This window comes from uncultured Roseobacter sp. (assembly GCF_947495025.1).
Classification (GTDB): domain Bacteria; phylum Pseudomonadota; class Alphaproteobacteria; order Rhodobacterales; family Rhodobacteraceae; genus Roseobacter.
The window spans coordinates 1,172,927-1,191,164 of record NZ_CANLXG010000002.1 but is presented as its reverse complement, the minus strand read 5'-3'; the positions used below and the strand labels follow the sequence as shown (position 1 = coordinate 1,191,164).

Here is an 18,238-nt window from a genome sequence, read left to right as displayed (position 1 = left end):
GCGACTTTCTCTTAGATATGTTTCTGATCTTTTTAGTCGGGAATACACCCGGGAAATTTCAACAACGGATATGGACATGAAAACCATAAGTCTTACCGCCGCAACTCTCGCGCTGGCCGCAACCGCGCTGCCAGCACTGGCCGAAGGTGAACTGAACCTGTACTCCTCGCGCCACTACGACACAGATGAACGACTCTACTCGGACTTTACCGAGGCAACAGGGATCACAATCAACCGTATTGAAGGCAAGGCAGACGAACTGCTGACCCGGATGCAGGCCGAGGGCGCCAACAGCCCGGCTGATATTCTGCTGACCGTAGACACATCCCGCCTAGCGCGCGCCAAAGAAATGGGCCTGCTGCAGAGTGTCGACAGCGACACGCTTGAAGCGCGGGTCCCCTCCTATCTGCAGGACGTGGACAACCAGTGGTTCGGTTTCTCGCAGCGTGCACGGATCATTTTTTACGACAGGGCAGAGGTTGAGAACCCGCCGCGTGACTATGTCTCGCTGGCCGATCCGGCTTACAGGGGCATGGTTTGCCACCGGTCCTCGTCAAACGTCTATTCGCAGACCCTTCTGGCCGCAGTGATTCAGAACCACGGCGAGGAAGCAGCCAAAGCATGGGCGCAGGGCGTCGTTGACAACTTTGCGCGCGCACCGCAGGGCGGCGACACGGACCAGCTGCGCGGTCTGGTGTCCGGCGAATGCGATATTTCGATCTCCAACACGTATTACTTCGCCCGGGCGCTGCGCAAAGACGTCAAAGGCCTAGACAGCGAAGCGATGGACAATATCGGTTGGATCTTCCCGGCACAGGGTGCAGAAGGCGCGCATATGAACCTGTCCGGGGGTGGCGTTGCCGCACATGCGCCGAACCTTGAGAACGCTGTGAAATTCCTTGAATATCTCGCGTCGGATCAGGCGCAGCAGTACTTCTCGGCTGGTAACGATGAATACCCGGCGGTTCCGGGCGTGGGCCTCTCACCCTCTGTTGCGGCACTTGGGTTCTTTCAGGCTGATGACGTGAACCTGTCTGACGTCGCGGCCAATGTGCCCACCGCTCAGAAGATATTTAATGAAGTTGGCTGGGAGTGAGCTAGCTTACACTATGACAGTGCGCAGGGCCGTCTGGAGAAATCCGGCGGCCCTTACTGTTTTCGCTGACGTCCCACCTGGCGACAGATCAGGATCACAGGCAACACGCCGATAGCCACAATGACAAGACTGGGCACTGCCGCACCCTCCAGACGCTCATCACTGGCAAGCCGGTAGGCCTGCACCGCGAGAGTATCAAAATTGAAAGGTCGCATGATCAGCGTTGCAGGCAGTTCCTTCATTACGTCCACAAATACGATCAGCAATGCCGTCAGCAGGCTGGGCGCGAGAATTGGCAGATGTACGCGTCTGAGCGTCCCCCCGGGCGTCTGCCCCAGAGACCGGGCGGCTGCATCCATGTTTGCGGGCACAAGCGCCTGACCGCCCTCGTAGGCGCCCAGTGCAGCAGCCAGAAAGCGAACCATGTAGGCTGCAACCAGCAGCCAGATCGAACCGGTGATCAAAAGCCCTGTGCTGACATCAAACTGCGCGCGCATGAATGCATCGAGTGCATTGTCGAAAGCGGCAAAGGGCACCAGCAGACCCACGGCGATCACGCCACCGGGTACTGCATACCCCAGCCGTGCCACATAAGCTGCCGCGCGCGCCCGCCTGCCGGGTCGCAGCCGCAGAAAAAAGCCGACGCAGATGGCAGCCAGAACGGTCACGCCGGCAGCAACCGATGCCAGCACCAGCGAGTTGCTGATGAATCCGAGATACCGCGGGCTGAGCAGGTTCTGCTCTGACCCGAGCGCCATGGACGCCAGGATGATGATGGGCAGAACGGCCCCCAGCAGAACCGGGACAGTGCAGAGTGCAACTGCCAGAGCAGCCTGACGACCCCGCAACTGCGCGGGCTCCATCGGCTGCTGGCGCCGCGCGGGATCATAGTACTGCGCCTTGCCGCGCTGAGCCCGTTCCAGCATGGCCAGCAACAGCGCAAAGCTCAGCAAACAAAGCGCCAGCTGAGCCGCCCCTGCCCGGTCGCCCATGGAAAACCAGCTGGTGTAGATGCCCGTCGCAAAAGTCTGAACGCCAAAATATGCCACCGTACCGAAATCAGCGATTGTCTCCATCACCGCCAGCAGAACACCGCCTGCGATCGCGGGGCGCGCCAGCGGCAGGCTGATCCGGAAAAACGCGGCCCAGGCGCTGGACCCCAGCGCCCGCGCGGCCAGAAACGTCGTCGCTGACTGCTGCAGAAAGGCTGCACGCGCCAGCAGATAGACATAAGGGTAGAGCACCAGCACCAGCATAGCGGCAGCCCCCCCGACGGACCGGATCTCCGGAAACCAGTAGTCCCGGGCGCCCCAGCCCGTCAGATCGCGCAGGAGCGACTGAACAATGCCGGGGTGATCCAGCACATGCGTATAGGCATAGGCCAACACATAGGCAGGAAAAGCCAGCGGCAGGACCAGTACGACCTCAAAGAAGCGCACACCGGGAAAGCGCGTCATCGTCACCAGCCAGGCGGCACCAACGCCGATCGAAAATGTGCCCGCCGATACGAGCACCACCAGCACCAGCGTGGTCAGGATGTACCGTGCCAGCACCGTATCTGCCAGGTGCGCAACCGTCTCTGTCCCACCACTGAGGGCCGCAACTGCCACAGCCATCATGGGCAACGCACATATGATCGCGATGACAAAGGCCATCCCGCCCAGCGCACGCAGGCCATCCTTTGATCGGCGGGCGCGCACCGGCACACCCGCAGTCATATGGGTCTGGTCAGACATGCCCCGTTTTTGACTGTTTCAGTCGGAATTACCAGCCCCGACAGCGCGTCCAGCGTTCGAGCGAAACGGACGGTCCTCAAAAAAATCGAGAACATCTTCAAAAACACGCGGCTCGGTCAGAAAGAGGAGATGCCCGTGCCCCGGATACCCGGTGATCGCCACACCACCCAGATTTTGCGCCATCCCGCGTGTCTGCGCCAGCGAGAATACCGGATCTGCAAGGCCCACGAAAAGGTGGCAGTGCTCAGCGGGCAGGTCCGGCAGTGCTGGCAGGCGCCAGCGGCGAAGATCGTCTGTGTGCGCGCGTGGTTTACCTTCGTCTGGCATGACGATTTCATCCAGACGTTCGTCAATAAATTGTTTTGCTTTTGGGTTCTCGCGGTCTTCACGCCCGAAAAGCAGCGTTTTGTAATATTCCAGCCAGACGGCATGCACATCGACTGATCGCACCCGCAGCGCTGCGCCGGCCACATCCAGCGCGCCACGGAAACCCGTCGCCACCCCACCTGCTTTTTCCACAGCTGCCGACATCAGAGCAACACGCAGGGCATCGCCCCCGATCAGGGCTGCAGCATCAAGAGCAATAGCGCCGCCGGTAGAATACCCCAGAAGCCGGATTTTTTCTGACCCGTGGGCCGCGACAAAATCCGCGATCTCGCGCGCAGCCTCTGAAATATCAAGCGGCGGATGTACCGGTCTGCCATCAAGGCCCGGAAAACGGTATCGCACCAGAGCGTAGCCTTCGGCGGCCCAGGCCTCAGCCGGATCAAAGATGGATACTGCCGCATGTGCACCCGGCACCAGAATCGCAATCCGATCAGCGGCATCCACAGCCGCCGCGTCAAACAGCAGATTCCCGCGGTCCGGCACCTCAGTCGTAGGAACGCTGATCTTCGATCACCAGCCCGTCACGTGGCAGACTGCCCGGAGAGACGACCTCGACCACAGCTTTCAGCTTCAGGACGGCGGCCACGCTGTCGGCATATGATGCCGGATCGCCGCCTTCGGCTTCCAACTGCACTGTCATAGTATCCTGCGCGCCGTCCCTGCCCGCAATGACCCGCGCGCGCGCAACTTCCGGATGGCGCGCCACCAGGGCTGCGACCTGCTCCGGGCGTACAAACATGCCTTTGATCTTGGTGGTCTGATCGGCACGGCCCATCCAGCCCTTGATGCGGATATTGGTCCTTCCGCACGGGCTTTCACCCGGCAGAACTGCACTCAGGTCGCCCGTCGCAAACCGTACCAGCGGATAATCCGGGTTCAGCGAGGTGACCACCACCTCGCCCACCTCACCTGCCGGAACCGGATCACCGGTGCCGGGCGCCACGATCTCTACGATCACGCCCTCATCGACGATCATCCCTTCCATCGCGGGGCTTTCATATGCGATGTTGCCCAGATCGGCTGTGGCATAACACTGCAGGCAAGTGATCCCACGGTCCGCGTAATCCTGCCGCATCGCCGGGAAAAGCGCGCCGCCACTGACGGCCGCCTTTGTAATCCCCAGGCGCACACCCATCTCTTCGGCCTTGTCGAGGATCACCTTCAGGTAATCGGGCGTACCGGCATAAGCCGTGGTGCCGATGTCTGCTGCCGCCTGTACCTGCAGTTCAGTCTGTCCTGTACCGGCCGGCAACACCGCCGCACCCACCGCCCGCGCGCCATTCTCAAAAATCATACCCGCCGGGGTCAGGTGATAGCCAAAACAGTTCTGCACAATATCGCCCGGACCAATGCCCAGTGCATGCAGAAAACGCCCAAGACGCCACCAGTTGTGCGTGACGCCACCGGGCTCGTAAATCGGTCCGGGTGACTGAAAAACATGGGCGACATTCTGCACCGGAATACCGCCAAAGGGGGGCTTTTCCTTTTGCCACGCGGCAAGGGCCGATTTACGCAGCACAGGCAGCTTTGCCAGGTCAGCGAGAGATGTGAGCACCACATCCTCTGGCAGGCAGTTGTCCTGGGCTGCGCGCACCGCTGCGACCTGCGCGCGCAACTGGTCGAGCTGCCCCGCTTCGCGCATATCCGCGCTGCGGGTTTCCAGGTCGTCGAAAAATGTCATGTTACCCACCTGATCTGCTGTGGCCCGGAGGCCTTTACCCGTTCTATCTCACCACGTACTTCCAGCTCCAGCTTGCCAGGAGCACCAGCCTCATCTGCGCTGAGCCGTGTACCGACTGCATCTCTGACATCGTTGTAAACCTGCGGCGTTCCATCACTGAGGATATCTACAATATGGCCCCGGATCAGATCGAATTTCCACGCCGGAATGTTCGTCACCCCGTCCCGGCCCTCCGCCGGTGTCCGGCAGGCGACGCGGTCGTCACTCACGACAGCCATCGTTTGCGGCGGCGGTAGCTGCGCACATCCCGGAAGGACTTGCGCCCTTCTTCTGACATGCCGAGGTAGAATTCCTTTACATCCGGGTTCTCGCGCAGCTCGGCTGCGGGCCCGTCCATCACCACCCGGCCGGATTCCAGAATATATCCGTAATGCGCGAACCGCAGCGCGACGTTAGTGTTCTGTTCGGCCAGCAGGAACGTGACATTCTCGTTTACATTCACCGATTTTACGATCTCGAAAATCTGTTCAACCAGCTGAGGCGCCAGCCCCATGGACGGTTCATCAAGCAGGATAGTCTCGGGTCGGGACATCAGAGCTCGGCCAATGGCCGTCATCTGCTGTTCGCCGCCAGAGGTATAGCCCGCCTGGCTCCTGCGCCGTTCTTTCAGGCGCGGAAAATAGGTGTAGACCATCTCAAGGTCCTGCTGGATGGCGGCATTCCCATCCTTGCGGGTATAGGCGCCTGTCAGCAGGTTTTCCTCGACTGTCAGGTGCTCAAAGCAATGACGTCCCTCCATCACCTGAACCACGCCCGCTTTGACGGTCTCGGCGGGATCGGCATGATGTATTTCATTGCCCCGGTACCGGATGGATCCTTTGGTGACCTCGCCACGCTCGCTGGCCAGCAGGCCGGAAATCGCCTTGAGCGTCGTCGTCTTGCCAGCACCATTCCCACCCAGCAACGCGGTGATACCGCCCTTGGGTACATTCAGCGATACGCCCTTCAGCACGAGGATCACGTGATTATAGATCACCTCGATGTTGTTGACCTCAAGAACAGTTTCTGAGGTCTGATCGGCGACTGTTGCTGCCTGGGCCATGGTGCGCACTTTCCTGGTATTCACGGAATGCCCCGGCCACCTCGGGCGGCCGGGGCGCTTCTGCTCAGTTGCAGTTGCTTTCGATGTTGTTCTCGGCCTTGAATGCGGCAGAGTCCTCGTCGATCAGCGGCTGGATGACGCTCATGTCCGTCGGCGCAAAGTCAGCGATCTGAACAAACTCACCGGCACCGGCATCCCATTGTGTGACAGCGACCATGCCTTCACCACCGTGGTTTTCACAGGACACCGAGAAGGTCGGCCCGAAGTTCGGCAGACCGGCCGCCGCCATCACCTCTTCGGTGATCACAAGCGCTTCCATCCCGTCGCGCATCATGCCCGACGTGATGTCCGCCACGCCGTGGATTTCCTGCGCCTTTTTCACCGCCTCGGCTGCCAGCATTGCTGCATAGATACCGCGGTTGTAAGGCACTGTGCCCAGCTGATCGCCGGCACCGGCTGCTTTGCCCGCGTCGACAACATATTTCTGCAGATCGTCATACAGCGGGAAGTCATCGCCCACAGCCGTCAGCGCCAGCGCTTTGTATCCATCGGCCTTGTCACCCGCCGGTGTCACGTCGATCTCAGCGCCCGACCACCAGATACCGATGAAGTTCTCCATCGGGAAACGGATGTTCGCGGCTTCCTGAACGGCCACCTGGTTCATCACGCCCCAGCCGTACATGATCACATTGTCCGGCTTTTCCCGGCGGATCTGCAGCCACTGCGACTTCTGCTCCTGGCCCGGGTGATCCACGGCCAGCAGTGTCAGCTCAAAGCCGTGCTTCTCGCTCAGCTTCTCCAGCGTGCGGATCGGTTCCTTGCCATAGGCAGAGTTATGATAGACCAGCGCGATCTTCTTGCCGGAGATGTCACCGTTGTTCATATCCAGGATATGGTTGACCGCCGCCGAGGCCCCGTTCCAGTAGTTGGCCGGGTAGTTAAAGACGTGGCTGAACACATCGCCGTTAGCGGCCGATGTCCGGCCATACCCCATGGAGTGGATCGGGATGTCATCTGCCGTGGCTTTGGGGATCAGCTGATAGGTGATCCCGGTGGACAGCGGCTGATAAACCAGCGCGCCTTCGCCCTTGGTGCTCTCATAGCACTCAACACCTTTTTCGGTGTTATAGCCCGTCTCGCATTCCAGCACGCGCGTCGCAACGCCACCGATGCCACCGTCACGCTCATTGAGCAGTGTAAAGTAATCCGCGTAGCCATCCGCAAACGGGATGCCACCCGCCGCATAAGGGCCGGTCCGGTAGCTCAGCGACGGGAACACGAGGTCCGCCATCACCGGGCTCGCCGCCATCAGGCCTGCAACGGCCATTGTTCCTAACTTGTATTTCATCGGTAAATCCTCCCTTGGTTTACATCCGATAGTGCCGGTTTTCCGGCTTTGTCCCGGCGGGTGTGGTCCCACCTGATATTGTGCGGCCTGCCCTAGTGCGGGAAAGGCCACAGTCTTAGTTTCTCTTTGGCCAGGCGCCAGAGCTGGGCCAGCCCGTGTGGTTCGACGATCAGAAAGATCACGATCAGTCCGCCCACGATAACCAGATTGAGGTGCGCCACAATATCTGTCGGCCACCCGAACCAGTCTACTCCGACCACCTTGAGCAGAACAGGCAGCAGAACCAGGAATGCCGCTCCGGCAAAAGAGCCAAAAATCGACCCAAGACCGCCAATGATAATCATAAAGAGCACGAGGAACGACTTGGTGATACCAAAGGCCTCGCCCACTTCAACAGCGCCCAGATAAACCGCGAAGAAGAGCGCGCCTGAGATGCCTACAAAGAACGAACTGACTGCGAATGCCGTCAGTTTGGCACGCAGCGGATTCACTCCGATGATCTCGGCGGCAATATCCATATCGCGGATCGCCATCCACTCCCGGCCTACAGAGCCACGCGTCAGATTGCGTGCCACGACCGCCGAAAATACAGTGAAGATGAGACAGAAAAGATAGGTTGCCCAGGCTTCTGTATTCGGCCCTGTGATCAGAATGCCAAAGGTATCCCTTTCCGGCGCGTTGATCTGACCGGACGCCGAATAGTTGTAGAACCATGAAACGCGGTTAAAGAGCCAGACGAGGAAAAACTGCGCTGCAAGCGTCGCCACAGCGAGATAAAACCCTTTGATCCGCAGACTGGGCAGCCCGAACAACACGCCCACTCCCGCCGTGATACCGCCGGCCAGCAGGACATGGATGAACATGCTGACATCGGGAAAGGCCGTCATCAGCTTGTAGCATGCATACGCCCCAACGGCCATAAAGCCGCCCGTACCAAGGCTCACCTGCCCACAGTATCCCACGAGGATATTCAATCCGATCGCCGCAATCGAATAGATCAGAAAGGGCATGAAAATCGAATTGACCCAGTAGTCATTGACCATAAACGGAATGACAAAAATGGCCACGAACAGCACCGCGTAATAGCGCCACCGGTCGAACCTGATCGGAAAGGTCTGACTGTCCTGACTGTAAGTGGTGCTGAAGTCTCCGGCCTCGCGATAAAGCATTACTCACCTTCTCCTGTCTGCAGTCGGTCACGCCCGGCGCCCTGCTTCTTCTGGCCGGGAATGTCGCGGGGCACGGGGCAGCGTCCTGAATTTTCGCGCAACTGCAAAGCTCCGGAATTAACCAGTTCACAGGAAATCACGTCATTTCCCAATTTTGCCCCATTTGCCCCGGCACTCCTGTTCACACAGAACGGAGTGGGATTCGTGACAGCGGTACTGAATGAGATAAGGGGCCTTGAGGCGCGTCTGGAGCGTGGGGAACTGACCCACGCGCAGTTCCTGACCGAACGGGCTGCCCTGCTCAACAGCATCGAGGTCGCAGAAACAGAATTCACCGACACACCAACGCCCGAAGAACACAGACCATCACGTGCGACGGGCTCGTCTGCTCTGGTACTCAGCCTCGTGGTCTGCCTCGTGGTCATGACAATCTGCATCGGCATGACTCTGCTTTTCCTGCCTGATCTGAACATGGCGCTCACGCTCGGCGTGACGATCCTCGCCGCGCTCAGCGTCACACTGCTGGTCGCCCCCGAAGACTGAGCCGCGCTACACCCGTTCAATGATCTTCTCCCCGAACAGACCCTGCGGGCGGAAGACAAGGAACAGCAGCGCCAGCATATATGCAAACCAGTTCTCGGTCGCGCCACCCAGATAGGGCGCACCGATCAGGAACTCGAACAGCTTCTCACCCACCCCGATGATCAGTCCGCCGACGATAGCGCCCGGGATCGACGTGAACCCCCCCAGCATCAGCACCGGCAGCGCCTTGAGCGCAATCAGCGAGAGCGAGAACTGCACGCCCGATTTCGCCCCCCACATAATGCCCGCCACCAGAGCCACGAACCCCGCAAGCGACCACACGAGGATCCAGATGAAATTCAGCGAAACGCCCACCGACAGCGCCGCCTGGTGGTCATCGGCCACCGCGCGCATCGCCCTGCCCTGTTTGGTATATTGCGCAAAGATCACCAGCCCCGCCACAAGCAGAGCGGCCACGATGCTGGCCACAATATCCAGGTTGTCGATAAAGAACCCGTAGCCAAAGAAGTTGAAGGTGGTCTCGTCGATCCACAGGTTGATGCCCTGCGGCAGCCCCACATCCAGCGTCTTGATGTCCGACCCCCACATCAGATCGCCCACCCCTTCGAGGAAATAGGCCAGACCGATGGTCGCCATGAAAAGAATAATGGGCTCCTGCCCCACAAGGTATCGGAAAATATACCGCTGCACGAGCCAGGCCAGCAGGATCATCACCACCATGGTCAGCACGATCGACAGGATCGCGGGCAGGTTCCAGCCGAAATAATGGATCTCAGTGCCGAAAACCGCGTTGATCAGATGCGCGAACGGCACCTGCCCGTTCATGACCCCGTAAAGCGTCATCGCCGCAAAAAGCGCCATGACCCCCTGCGCAAAATTGAAGATGCCGCTGGCCTTGTAGATCAGCACGAACCCCAACGCCACGAGCGCATAAAGCACCCCGGCCATCAGCCCGTTGAGAAACACTTCAATGGTCCAAAGAAACTGTTCCGGCATATCAGGCCTCCTTGTCCGTTTCACGCACTTCGATCATCGGACCGCGTGCTGCGCTGGCAGGAAAAAACTCAATGGCGATGCGTGGCTCATGCGTCAGGCTTTCCAGCCTGCCGTCGCGTTCTTCCCACCTGCCCTGCGCCAGCTGCCGGGCAGACCAGATTTCAAACCGCGCCGCGAGATCAGTTCCGGCCTGCGCCGCCGCCACAATCCGGCAGGACGGCAACCCGCCCCTGTCACCAACAACAAAAATATGCCGCCGTGGACCGGCAAATGCCGCACCATCCGCACCTGCCCAGTCTGGCGTCTCGATCGCGGCCAGCCCCGCCACTGCCGCCGGCTGAAAATCAGACAGCGGCTCCAGGCAGACTTCCGCAAACCGGTCAAAGGCCGCGCCGCCCGCTTCTGCAGAACCGGCAAAGGTCAAGGCAGCCCCTGCCAGACCGATAGCCACGCACCGACGTAACACCGACGTTAAACCGACGTAACACCGACGCCCCACCGCCGCCCCGAAATCAGTCATGGCTGACCCCCAGATAGGCGTCGATCACGGCCTGATTGTTGCGTACCTCGTCGGGCGTCCCGTCGCCGATCTTTTTGCCGTAATCCATCACAACCACGCGGTCTGACAGGTCCATCACCACGCCCATGTCATGCTCAATCAGCGCAATGGTCGTGCCAAACTCGTCGTTCACATCCAGGATAAAGCGGCTCATGTCCTCTTTTTCCTCGACGTTCATGCCCGCCATCGGCTCGTCCAGCAGCAGCAGCGACGGCTCCGCCGCCAGCGCCCGCGCCAGCTCCACCCGTTTTTTCAGACCATAGGGCAGGCGCGACACCGGCGTCTTGCGGATCGCCTGGATTTCCAGAAAATCAATGATTTTTTCAGCAACTTCACGGTTCGCCGTCTCTTCGGACTCTGCCGCGCCCTTCCACAGCGCCTGCCGCCAGAGCCCGGTTTTCATCTTGGTCAGACGCCCGGTCATCACGTTATCAAGCACCGACATCCCCTCAAAAAGAGCAATGTTCTGAAACGTCCGTGCAATGCCCTGGCGCGCCACCTGGTACGGCTTCATCGACGGCCGCGGCGCGCCCTTGTACCAGACCTCGCCTTCCTGCGGAACGTAGAACCCCGAGATGACATTCAGCATCGAGGATTTACCCGCCCCGTTGGGCCCGATAATCGCCCGGATCTCGCCCTCGCGGATGTCAAAAGAGATATCCTTGATCGCCTCAACCCCGCCGAACCGCAGGGTAATATTGCGCATTTCCATGACCACGCCGCCAATCTTCCGGCCGTCTGCAGTGGTATACCCTTCGGACTGGTCAAGCATATGAAAACCCTTTGAAATCCTTATGCAACTGACGGGATGGCGGGCGGGGCGAATGCGCAGCAGAGCGTCGTTCCGTCATTCCGCAGCCATCCGTGTCGCCACAGGAGCAATCTTTGCGCTGCGCACTTCCAGTGTCGCAGAAATGGACCCCTTGCGCCCGTCCTCATAGGTCACCTCGGTCACCGTACTGACCTCTTTGGATCCGTCGTACAAAGCCGCTATGATATCGGCGTACTTCTCCTCGATAATCCGCCGCCGCACCTTGCGCGTCCGCGTCAGCTCGCCGTCATCCGCGTCCAGTTCCTTGTGCAGCACCACGAACCGGTGCACCTGGCAGCCCGACAACATCTCATCCTGCGCAACAGAGGCATTCACTTCCTCCACATGGCTCTGGATCGTATCCATCACCTGCGGGTGCCGCGCGAGTTCCTGATACGACGCATACCCGATGTTGTTACGCTCGGCCCAGTTGCCAACCGCAGTCAGGTCAATATTGACAAAGGCCGTGCACTCCTCGCGTCCGTTCCCAAAAACAACGGTTTCCAGAATATTCGGAAAGAACTTCAGTTTGTTCTCGACATACTTCGGCGCAAAAAGAGAGCCATCGGCCATCTGGCCCACATCCTTGGCCCGATCGATGATACGCAGATGGCCGGTGCCTTCCTCGATGAAACCCGCGTCCCCTGTTGCGACCCAGCCCTCGGCATCCTTGGTATCTGCCGTGCTTTCCGCGTTCTTGTAGTACTCCACAAAAACACCGGGCGAGCGGTAAAAGACCTCGCCGTTCTCTGCGATCTTCAGCTCGACCCCCGGACAGGTCACGCCCACCGTGTCACTGCGCACTTCGCCGTCCGGCTGCGCGGTGATGAACACCGTGGCTTCGGTCTGGCCGTAAAGCTGTTTGAGGTTGATGCCCAGCGACCGGTAGAAATCAAAAATCTCCGGCCCGATAGCCTCGCCGGCTGTATACCCGACCCGGACACGGCTGAACCCGAGCGTGTTTTTCAGTGGTCCGTAGATAAAAAGCTCACCCAGATTGTATTTGAACCGATCCCACTGACTGACAGGATTGCCATCCAGGATATCCGGTCCGACCCTGCGTGCATGTGCCATGCAGACATCGAACAACCAGCGTTTGAAACGGCCGGCATCCTCCATACGGATCATCACATTGGTGAGCTGGGTCTCAAACACACGCGGCGGCGCGAAATAATAGGTGGGCCCTATCTCGCGCAGATCGGTATGCATCGTATCCGCACTTTCCGGACAGTTCGTACAGAACCCGGTCCACATCGCCTGGCCCACAGAAAAGATGAAATCGCCCACCCATGCCATCGGCAGATAGGCCAGTATGTCGTCTGTTTTGCGCAGATCGTCGAATTCCGACGACGACCGGGACGTTTCGATCACATTGCGGTTGCTCAGAACTACGCCCTTCGGCTTGCCTGTCGTACCGGATGTATAAAGCATCACACAGGTACTGTCGTAGTCCAGCTTTGCCTCGCGGCGGGCGATCTCGGGCAACAGCTCATCGCGTTTCGCCCGGCCCGCATCCTGAACATGAGTGTACTGGTGCAATCTGGAATGGTCGTATTTCCGCAGGCCCCGCGGGTCCAGATAGATCATCTGTTCAAACTGAGGCAGCCCGGCCTGAACTTCGATCACCTTGTCGACCTGTTCCTGATCACCCGCAATTACAAAGCGCGCGCCACAATGCCCCAGAACATAGGCCATCTCTTCGGCCACAGCGTCCTGATAAAGCGGGACAGGCACTGCCCCGCACATCTGCGCAGCAACCATAGACCAGTACAGACGGGGGCGGTTTCGGCCAATAATGGCTATGAAATCACCCTCGGCTACGCCCAGATCAATCATACCCAGCGCCAGGGCCTCGACTTCCTCCAGCGTCTCCGCCCAGGTCCAGGACTGCCAGATCCCGTATTCTTTCTCGCGATACGCAGGTGCGGCCTGAAACGCTGTCGCATTTCGGCGCAAAAGGGCAGGAACAGACCCGATCCCACCCGGCTTACCGGCTGTTTGCTGCACTTCATGTCCTCCCTGGCGGCCCATTTTTGCGGATCTCACCCTGTAGATGGCCGGCGCGGCCAGCGCGCACGAGCCTCTCTCCCTGGGGCTGAGTGTGGCGCGTGAAATGCAGTCTGTCTAGTGGACTGGCGAAATTTAATTAACAACCGTTCAATTAAAAGATACCCACACAACCGATCCCGGGAGCATTTTTAAAACAAAGTGTTAGGGCCTGTCCTGTGTGGCAGGATTCCGCACAGCCAGGTCAAGAACCCTCAGGCCGGCCACCAGGTCGTCTTCCATTGTGTCCTCATCAAAGGCGTGACTGATTCCTTTCAGAGAGGGCACAAAGAGCATCGCAACCGGCAGCAGGCGAGAGACATTCGTGGCGTCATGCAGTGCGCCTGATGGCATTTTTCGCCAGCGCTTTGGTGCGACGGCATCCGCGGCCTGCTCCAGGGCGCCGCACAACCTGTCATCCATTGCAACCGGATCAAGCCCGAGCAAGCGCCCGAAAGACACCTGCATGCGCCGAGCGTCCGCTGTTGCCAGAGCTGTTTCGCGGATGATCTTTTCCATCCGTTCCAGCCTGTTTGCATCCGCGTCGCGCCACTGCATCGAAAAAGTTGCCCGTCCTGGTACAATTGAAGAGGCGTTGGGGTGCAGGCTGACGTGGCCGATCGTCCAGACGGTCTGTGGGGTAACCACATTCCGGAACTGGTCATTCAGTGCGGTATTGAAAGCGGAAACCGCCTGAAAGGCATCCTGACGCAGATGCATCGGCGTTGTACCCGCATGGTTCTGCCGGCCCGAAAAAGTGATGTTCATATCCCGGATGCCGACGATATCAGACACCACACCGATCTGTTCACCTGCGGCATCCAGTGCAGGACCCTGTTCAATATGCATTTCGATGAACCCGGTGAACCGCCCCGGGTCAACGTCGCCCGTGATCATATCGCGCATTATCTGCCTGGCACTACCCAGCGACAGGCCCTGATGATCTGTCAGGTTGTCTGCTTCTGCCTGTGTCAGCTGACCGGACCAGACCGCGCTGCCGGTGGTAACCCCGAAACGCCCCTCCTCGTCCTGAAAGGACACGACAGATACAGACGGACCACCGCTTTCACGACAGGCGCGCGCAATTTCCAGGGCCGCAACCACGCCCAGCGCACCATCAAGCCAGCCACCTTCTGGCTGGCTGTCGCTGTGCGAGCCCAGAAGCAGTGACGGGCCATCCGCAAGGCCGAACAGATTGCCCATAGCATCCACTGCTACCTGCAGACCGGCATCAGACATCCGCTGCGCCAGCCACCGCCGGGCGGCGACATCCGGCCCGGAATAGGCTGGGCGGACCACACCCCTGCCGACACCGCTCGCACCGAAAGTCCGCAGGTGGTGCAGATCTGCAAGAAACCGGTCAGGGTTGAGCATGGTATCCTCCGGGCGGGTCATACAGCGTGGAGTGAAACACTGTTACAGCCGGAATTAAACCACCTGCAGACGCTTTCCGGCAGCAGAACGTGGAATGCTGCGCACCAGAGGAGAAGACAATGATCAAATACTACTATCCGGACGGCACACACTGTTACCGGGCGCTTCATACGGCGCATGCTGTCTATCAGGCAGAGGACGGCAGGCTGATTGCACGCGCTGAAAAGCCGGACAGGTCTGACATGTATGAGTTCGAGATCACTGGGTTTGAACTTGTCGAAACCGGCGTTCTCTGCACGTGAGTACGTCACACGGATGAAATCCGGATATCCTCACTCAGCATGATACCGGGCGTGGCGGAGTGAATTCCAGCGCCATCATCGGCAGGGAAAAGATCCGGACCATCCGCGGAAAGGTCGCGGCCCGGGCACCGCATTACAGCGCATCAAAATGCGTTGAAACCCGGGCACCCTCTGCACGCCCATAAACGCTCGGATGATCGGCGACCGCGGATAAACAGTCGCCGCCTGTCAGCAGACTGTGCCGGTGTCGGGACCGGCCACCCGGTCTGTCCAGTGCCGGGCGGCATCACCGGGACGCTGCGTCTTTTATTCTGCGGCGACCTGGTCGGCCGTCGCCTCGACACGGACGGCTGAGAATTTGAACTCCGGAATCTTGCCGTAAGGATCAATCGCAGGGTTCGTCAGGATGTTTGCAGCCGCCTCGACATAGGCAAAAGGCACAAACACCATATCCGGAGCCACGGCTCTGTCTTCGCGCGCCATGATCGAAATGCTGCCACGCTTTGTCGTCAGCGTCACATGCTCGCCCGGTGCCACGCCCAGTTTGCGCAGGGTCGAAGGGTGCAGTGAACAGTTCGCCTCAGGCTCCAGCCCGTCAAGAACCGCCGAACGTCTTGTCATGGACCCGGTGTGCCAGTGCTCCAGCTGACGCCCGGTGGTGAGGATCATCGGGTACTCCGCGTCCGGCACGTCGTCCGGCGCAATCACGCTGGCGGGCGTAAAACGCGCACGACCATCGGGGCGTGGAAAACCTTCACCAAAAACGATTGCCTGACCGGGGTCTTCGGGGCTCAGCGACGGGTACGTCACCGCGTTCTGGGCCTCCAGCCGGTCCCAGGTGATATTGTCCAGACTGCGCATGTTCTGCTTCATCTCCGCAAAGACATCCGCAGGGCTCTCGTAGCTCCAGCCCAGACCCAGGCGCTTGGCCAGTTCCACCTCGATCCACCAGTCCTCGCGCGCGTCCCCCGGAGGCGACACCGCAGGGCGGCCCATCTGAACCTGCCGGTTGGTGTTTGTCACGGTGCCCGATTTCTCCGCAAAAGCACTGGCAGGCAGGATTACATCGGCATAGTTCGCCGTCTCGGTGATGAAGATGTCCTGCACAACCAGATGATCGAGTCTGGCGAGTGCCGCACGCGCATGTTCCACATCCGGATCCGACATCGCCGGGTTTTCGCCCAGCACATACATGCCTTTTATTTTGCCGTCGTGCACCGCATCCATGATTTCTGTGACGGTCAGTCCACGTTCATTGGAGAAATCAGCAGACCCCCAGACCCTGGTGAAGGCCGAGCGCACACCGTCATCTGTCACAGGCTGATAATCCGGCAGGAACATCGGGATAAGGCCCGCGTCAGAGGCCCCCTGCACATTGTTCTGACCCCTGAGCGGATGCAGACCCGCGCCCGGGCGGCCAACCTGGCCGGTCATCAGCGCGAGAGAGATCAGACAGCGCGAGTTGTCCGTGCCGTGAATATGTTGCGACACGCCCATGCCCCAGAAGATCATTGCCGATTTTGCGCCGGCAAAAGTCCGCGCCACATCCCGCAACACCTCGGGTTCGATGCCGCAGATAGGGGCCATCGCCTCTGGCGAGAAATCAGCCAGATGCGCTTTTTCGGCTTCCCAGTTCTCGGTCCAGGCGTCGATATACTGCTGGTCGTACAGACCCTCTTCGACAATCGTATGCATGATCGCGTTGAGCATCGAGACATCCGCGCCCGGGCGGAACTGCAGCATATGGCTGGCAAAACGTTTCAGCGCCTGGCCGCGCGGGTCCATCACAATCAGCTTGCCGCCACGCTTGGTGAACTGTTTGAAAAACGTCGCAGCGACCGGGTGGTTTTCGATCGGGTTACATCCGATCGCAATCGCCACATCTGCGTTCTCGATCTCATTGAAAGTCGCCGTCACGGCGCCTGAACCCACGTTCTCCATCAGCGCCGCCACGGACGATGCATGGCACAGACGGGTGCAGTGATCGACATTGTTGTGTCCGAAGCCCTGGCGGATCAGCTTCTGAAAGAGATAGGCTTCTTCGTTGGTGCACTTGGCCGATCCGAACCCGGCAATCTCGCGCCCGCGGCCCTTCATGCCCGCAGCGGCGACATCCAGTGCTTCCTCCCAGGACGCCTCGCGGAAATGCGTCTGCCAGTTGGCCGGATCTACGTTCAGACCCTTCTCCGGCGCGTCTTCACGGCGGATCAGGGGTTTGGTCAGGCGATGATCGTGGTGAATATAGTCAAAACCAAACCGCCCTTTGACACAGAGCCGCCCTTCGTTCGCAGGGCCGTTGATACCCTCGACATACTTTACCTTGCCGTCTTTCACTTTGAGCGACACCTGACAGCCAACCCCACAGAACGGGCAGATGCTGTCCACCTCGCTATCGAAATCCGCGCTGTCACCCACCTGGTTTTCATCAACGACCGTACTGGGCATCAGCGCGCCGGTCGGGCAGGCCTGAACACATTCGCCGCAGGCCACACAGGTCGACGCGCCCATCGGGTCGGCCATGTCAAACGTCGGATAAGCATCATGCCCGCGCCCTGACATGCCGATCACATCGTTGACCTGAACCTCGCGGCAGGCGCGCACACAAAGACCGCACTGGATACAGGCATCCAGATTGACCGACATCGCCACATGGCTGTCATCCAGCAGCGGAATTCGCCCCTCTTCCAGCTTTGGAAAACGGCTTTCCGATACACCGTTCAGCTCGGCCATATCCCAGAGATGGCTGGATTTATCATGCGCTATGTCTTTTTCGGGCTGGTCGGCCACCAGCATCTCAACAACCATCTTGCGGGCGTTTTCGGCACGCGCAGAATTGGTGGTGACCACCATTCCTTCGGCCGGTTCGCGGATACAGGAAGCCGCAAGCGTCCGTTCACCTTCGATTTCCACCATACAGGCACGGCAGTTGCCATCGGGGCGGTAACCGGGCGCGGGCTTGTGGCACAGATGCGGGATCACAAGACCCCGGCCGTTGGCCACTTCCCAGATGGTCATACCGGCCTCGGCCGTCACTTCCTCGCCGTCCAGGATAAACTTTACACCGTCCGCCATTGCGCGCACCTCCAGC

Annotated in this window: 16 protein-coding genes; 3 read left to right on the top strand and 13 right to left on the bottom strand. The window is 59.6% G+C overall.

The genetic code is table 11. From position 1 onward, the window contains the following. Positions 1–76 precede the first annotated feature (76 nt). Entirely contained in the window at positions 77–1,096 is a 1,020-nt protein-coding gene (locus Q0792_RS13985; protein ID WP_298841682.1) for a Fe(3+) ABC transporter substrate-binding protein, read from the top strand. 53 nt (positions 1,097–1,149) lie between these two features. Here Q0792_RS13985 and Q0792_RS13980 read toward each other — a convergent pair whose 3' ends face one another. The 7 genes from Q0792_RS13980 to Q0792_RS13950 form a co-directional block, all read right to left on the bottom strand. Next, positions 1,150–2,832, bottom strand: a complete 1,683-nt coding sequence (locus Q0792_RS13980; RefSeq protein ID WP_298841679.1) for an iron ABC transporter permease — start codon at positions 2,830–2,832, stop codon at positions 1,150–1,152. Positions 2,833–2,850: 18 nt separating this feature from the next. Beyond that, entirely contained in the window at positions 2,851–3,663 is an 813-nt protein-coding gene (locus Q0792_RS13975; RefSeq protein WP_298841676.1) for an alpha/beta hydrolase, read from the bottom strand. 40 nt (positions 3,664–3,703) lie between these two features. Continuing rightward, the gene (locus tag Q0792_RS13970; protein ID WP_298841673.1) at positions 3,704–4,900 is read right to left on the bottom strand and encodes a phenylacetate--CoA ligase family protein; all 1,197 of its coding nucleotides are present in this window, start codon (positions 4,898–4,900) and stop codon (positions 3,704–3,706) included. Beyond that, positions 4,897–5,169 (bottom strand): hypothetical protein, encoded by a 273-nt coding sequence (locus Q0792_RS13965; protein ID WP_298841670.1) that lies wholly within the window; start codon positions 5,167–5,169, stop codon positions 4,897–4,899. Before Q0792_RS13965 ends, Q0792_RS13970 begins: the two co-directional genes overlap by 4 nt. After that, positions 5,166–6,002, bottom strand: a complete 837-nt coding sequence (locus Q0792_RS13960; protein WP_298841667.1) for an ABC transporter ATP-binding protein — start codon at positions 6,000–6,002, stop codon at positions 5,166–5,168. Before Q0792_RS13960 ends, Q0792_RS13965 begins: the two co-directional genes overlap by 4 nt. Positions 6,003–6,066: 64 nt before the next feature. Next, the gene (locus tag Q0792_RS13955; RefSeq protein WP_298841664.1) at positions 6,067–7,350 is read right to left on the bottom strand and encodes an ABC transporter substrate-binding protein; all 1,284 of its coding nucleotides are present in this window, start codon (positions 7,348–7,350) and stop codon (positions 6,067–6,069) included. Between the two features lie 92 nt (positions 7,351–7,442). Next, a complete protein-coding gene (locus Q0792_RS13950) occupies positions 7,443–8,519 on the bottom strand; it encodes a branched-chain amino acid ABC transporter permease (protein ID WP_298841661.1) in 1,077 nt (358 codons plus the stop codon). 204 nt (positions 8,520–8,723) lie between these two features. Between Q0792_RS13950 and Q0792_RS13945 the strand changes: the two genes are divergently transcribed. After that, positions 8,724–9,062: an SHOCT domain-containing protein gene (locus Q0792_RS13945; protein WP_298841659.1), complete on the top strand. Its 339-nt coding sequence runs from the start codon at positions 8,724–8,726 to the stop codon at positions 9,060–9,062. Positions 9,063–9,068: 6 nt separating this feature from the next. Here the strand turns inward: Q0792_RS13945 and Q0792_RS13940 are convergent, their stop codons facing one another. The 5 genes from Q0792_RS13940 to Q0792_RS13920 all read right to left on the bottom strand — a co-directional run bounded on the left by Q0792_RS13940 (position 9,069) and on the right by Q0792_RS13920 (position 14,848). After that, entirely contained in the window at positions 9,069–10,058 is a 990-nt protein-coding gene (locus tag Q0792_RS13940; protein ID WP_298841656.1) for a branched-chain amino acid ABC transporter permease, read from the bottom strand. Position 10,059: 1 nt separating this feature from the next. Next, positions 10,060–10,482: a hypothetical protein gene (locus Q0792_RS13935; RefSeq protein WP_298841653.1), complete on the bottom strand. Its 423-nt coding sequence runs from the start codon at positions 10,480–10,482 to the stop codon at positions 10,060–10,062. An 88-nt stretch (positions 10,483–10,570) separates the two neighbouring features. Beyond that, positions 10,571–11,389 carry an ABC transporter ATP-binding protein gene (locus Q0792_RS13930; protein ID WP_298841650.1) on the bottom strand — a complete coding sequence of 273 codons (819 nt, stop codon included), beginning with the start codon at positions 11,387–11,389 and terminating at the stop codon, positions 10,571–10,573. A gap of 75 nt (positions 11,390–11,464) precedes the next feature. After that, positions 11,465–13,435 carry an AMP-binding protein gene (locus Q0792_RS13925; protein WP_298841647.1) on the bottom strand — a complete coding sequence of 657 codons (1,971 nt, stop codon included), beginning with the start codon at positions 13,433–13,435 and terminating at the stop codon, positions 11,465–11,467. A 204-nt stretch (positions 13,436–13,639) separates the two neighbouring features. Beyond that, entirely contained in the window at positions 13,640–14,848 is a 1,209-nt protein-coding gene (locus tag Q0792_RS13920) for a hydantoinase/carbamoylase family amidase (protein ID WP_298841645.1), read from the bottom strand. 119 nt (positions 14,849–14,967) lie between these two features. On the opposite strand from Q0792_RS13920, the gene Q0792_RS13915 reads away from it, so the two are divergent. Beyond that, on the top strand, positions 14,968–15,150 hold the full coding sequence (locus tag Q0792_RS13915; RefSeq protein ID WP_298841642.1) for a hypothetical protein: 183 nt from the start codon (positions 14,968–14,970) through the stop codon (positions 15,148–15,150). 306 nt (positions 15,151–15,456) lie between these two features. Here Q0792_RS13915 and fdhF read toward each other — a convergent pair whose 3' ends face one another. After that, positions 15,457–18,222 carry a formate dehydrogenase subunit alpha gene (gene fdhF, locus Q0792_RS13910; RefSeq protein WP_298841639.1) on the bottom strand — a complete coding sequence of 922 codons (2,766 nt, stop codon included), beginning with the start codon at positions 18,220–18,222 and terminating at the stop codon, positions 15,457–15,459. Positions 18,223–18,238: the final 16 nt, after the last annotated feature.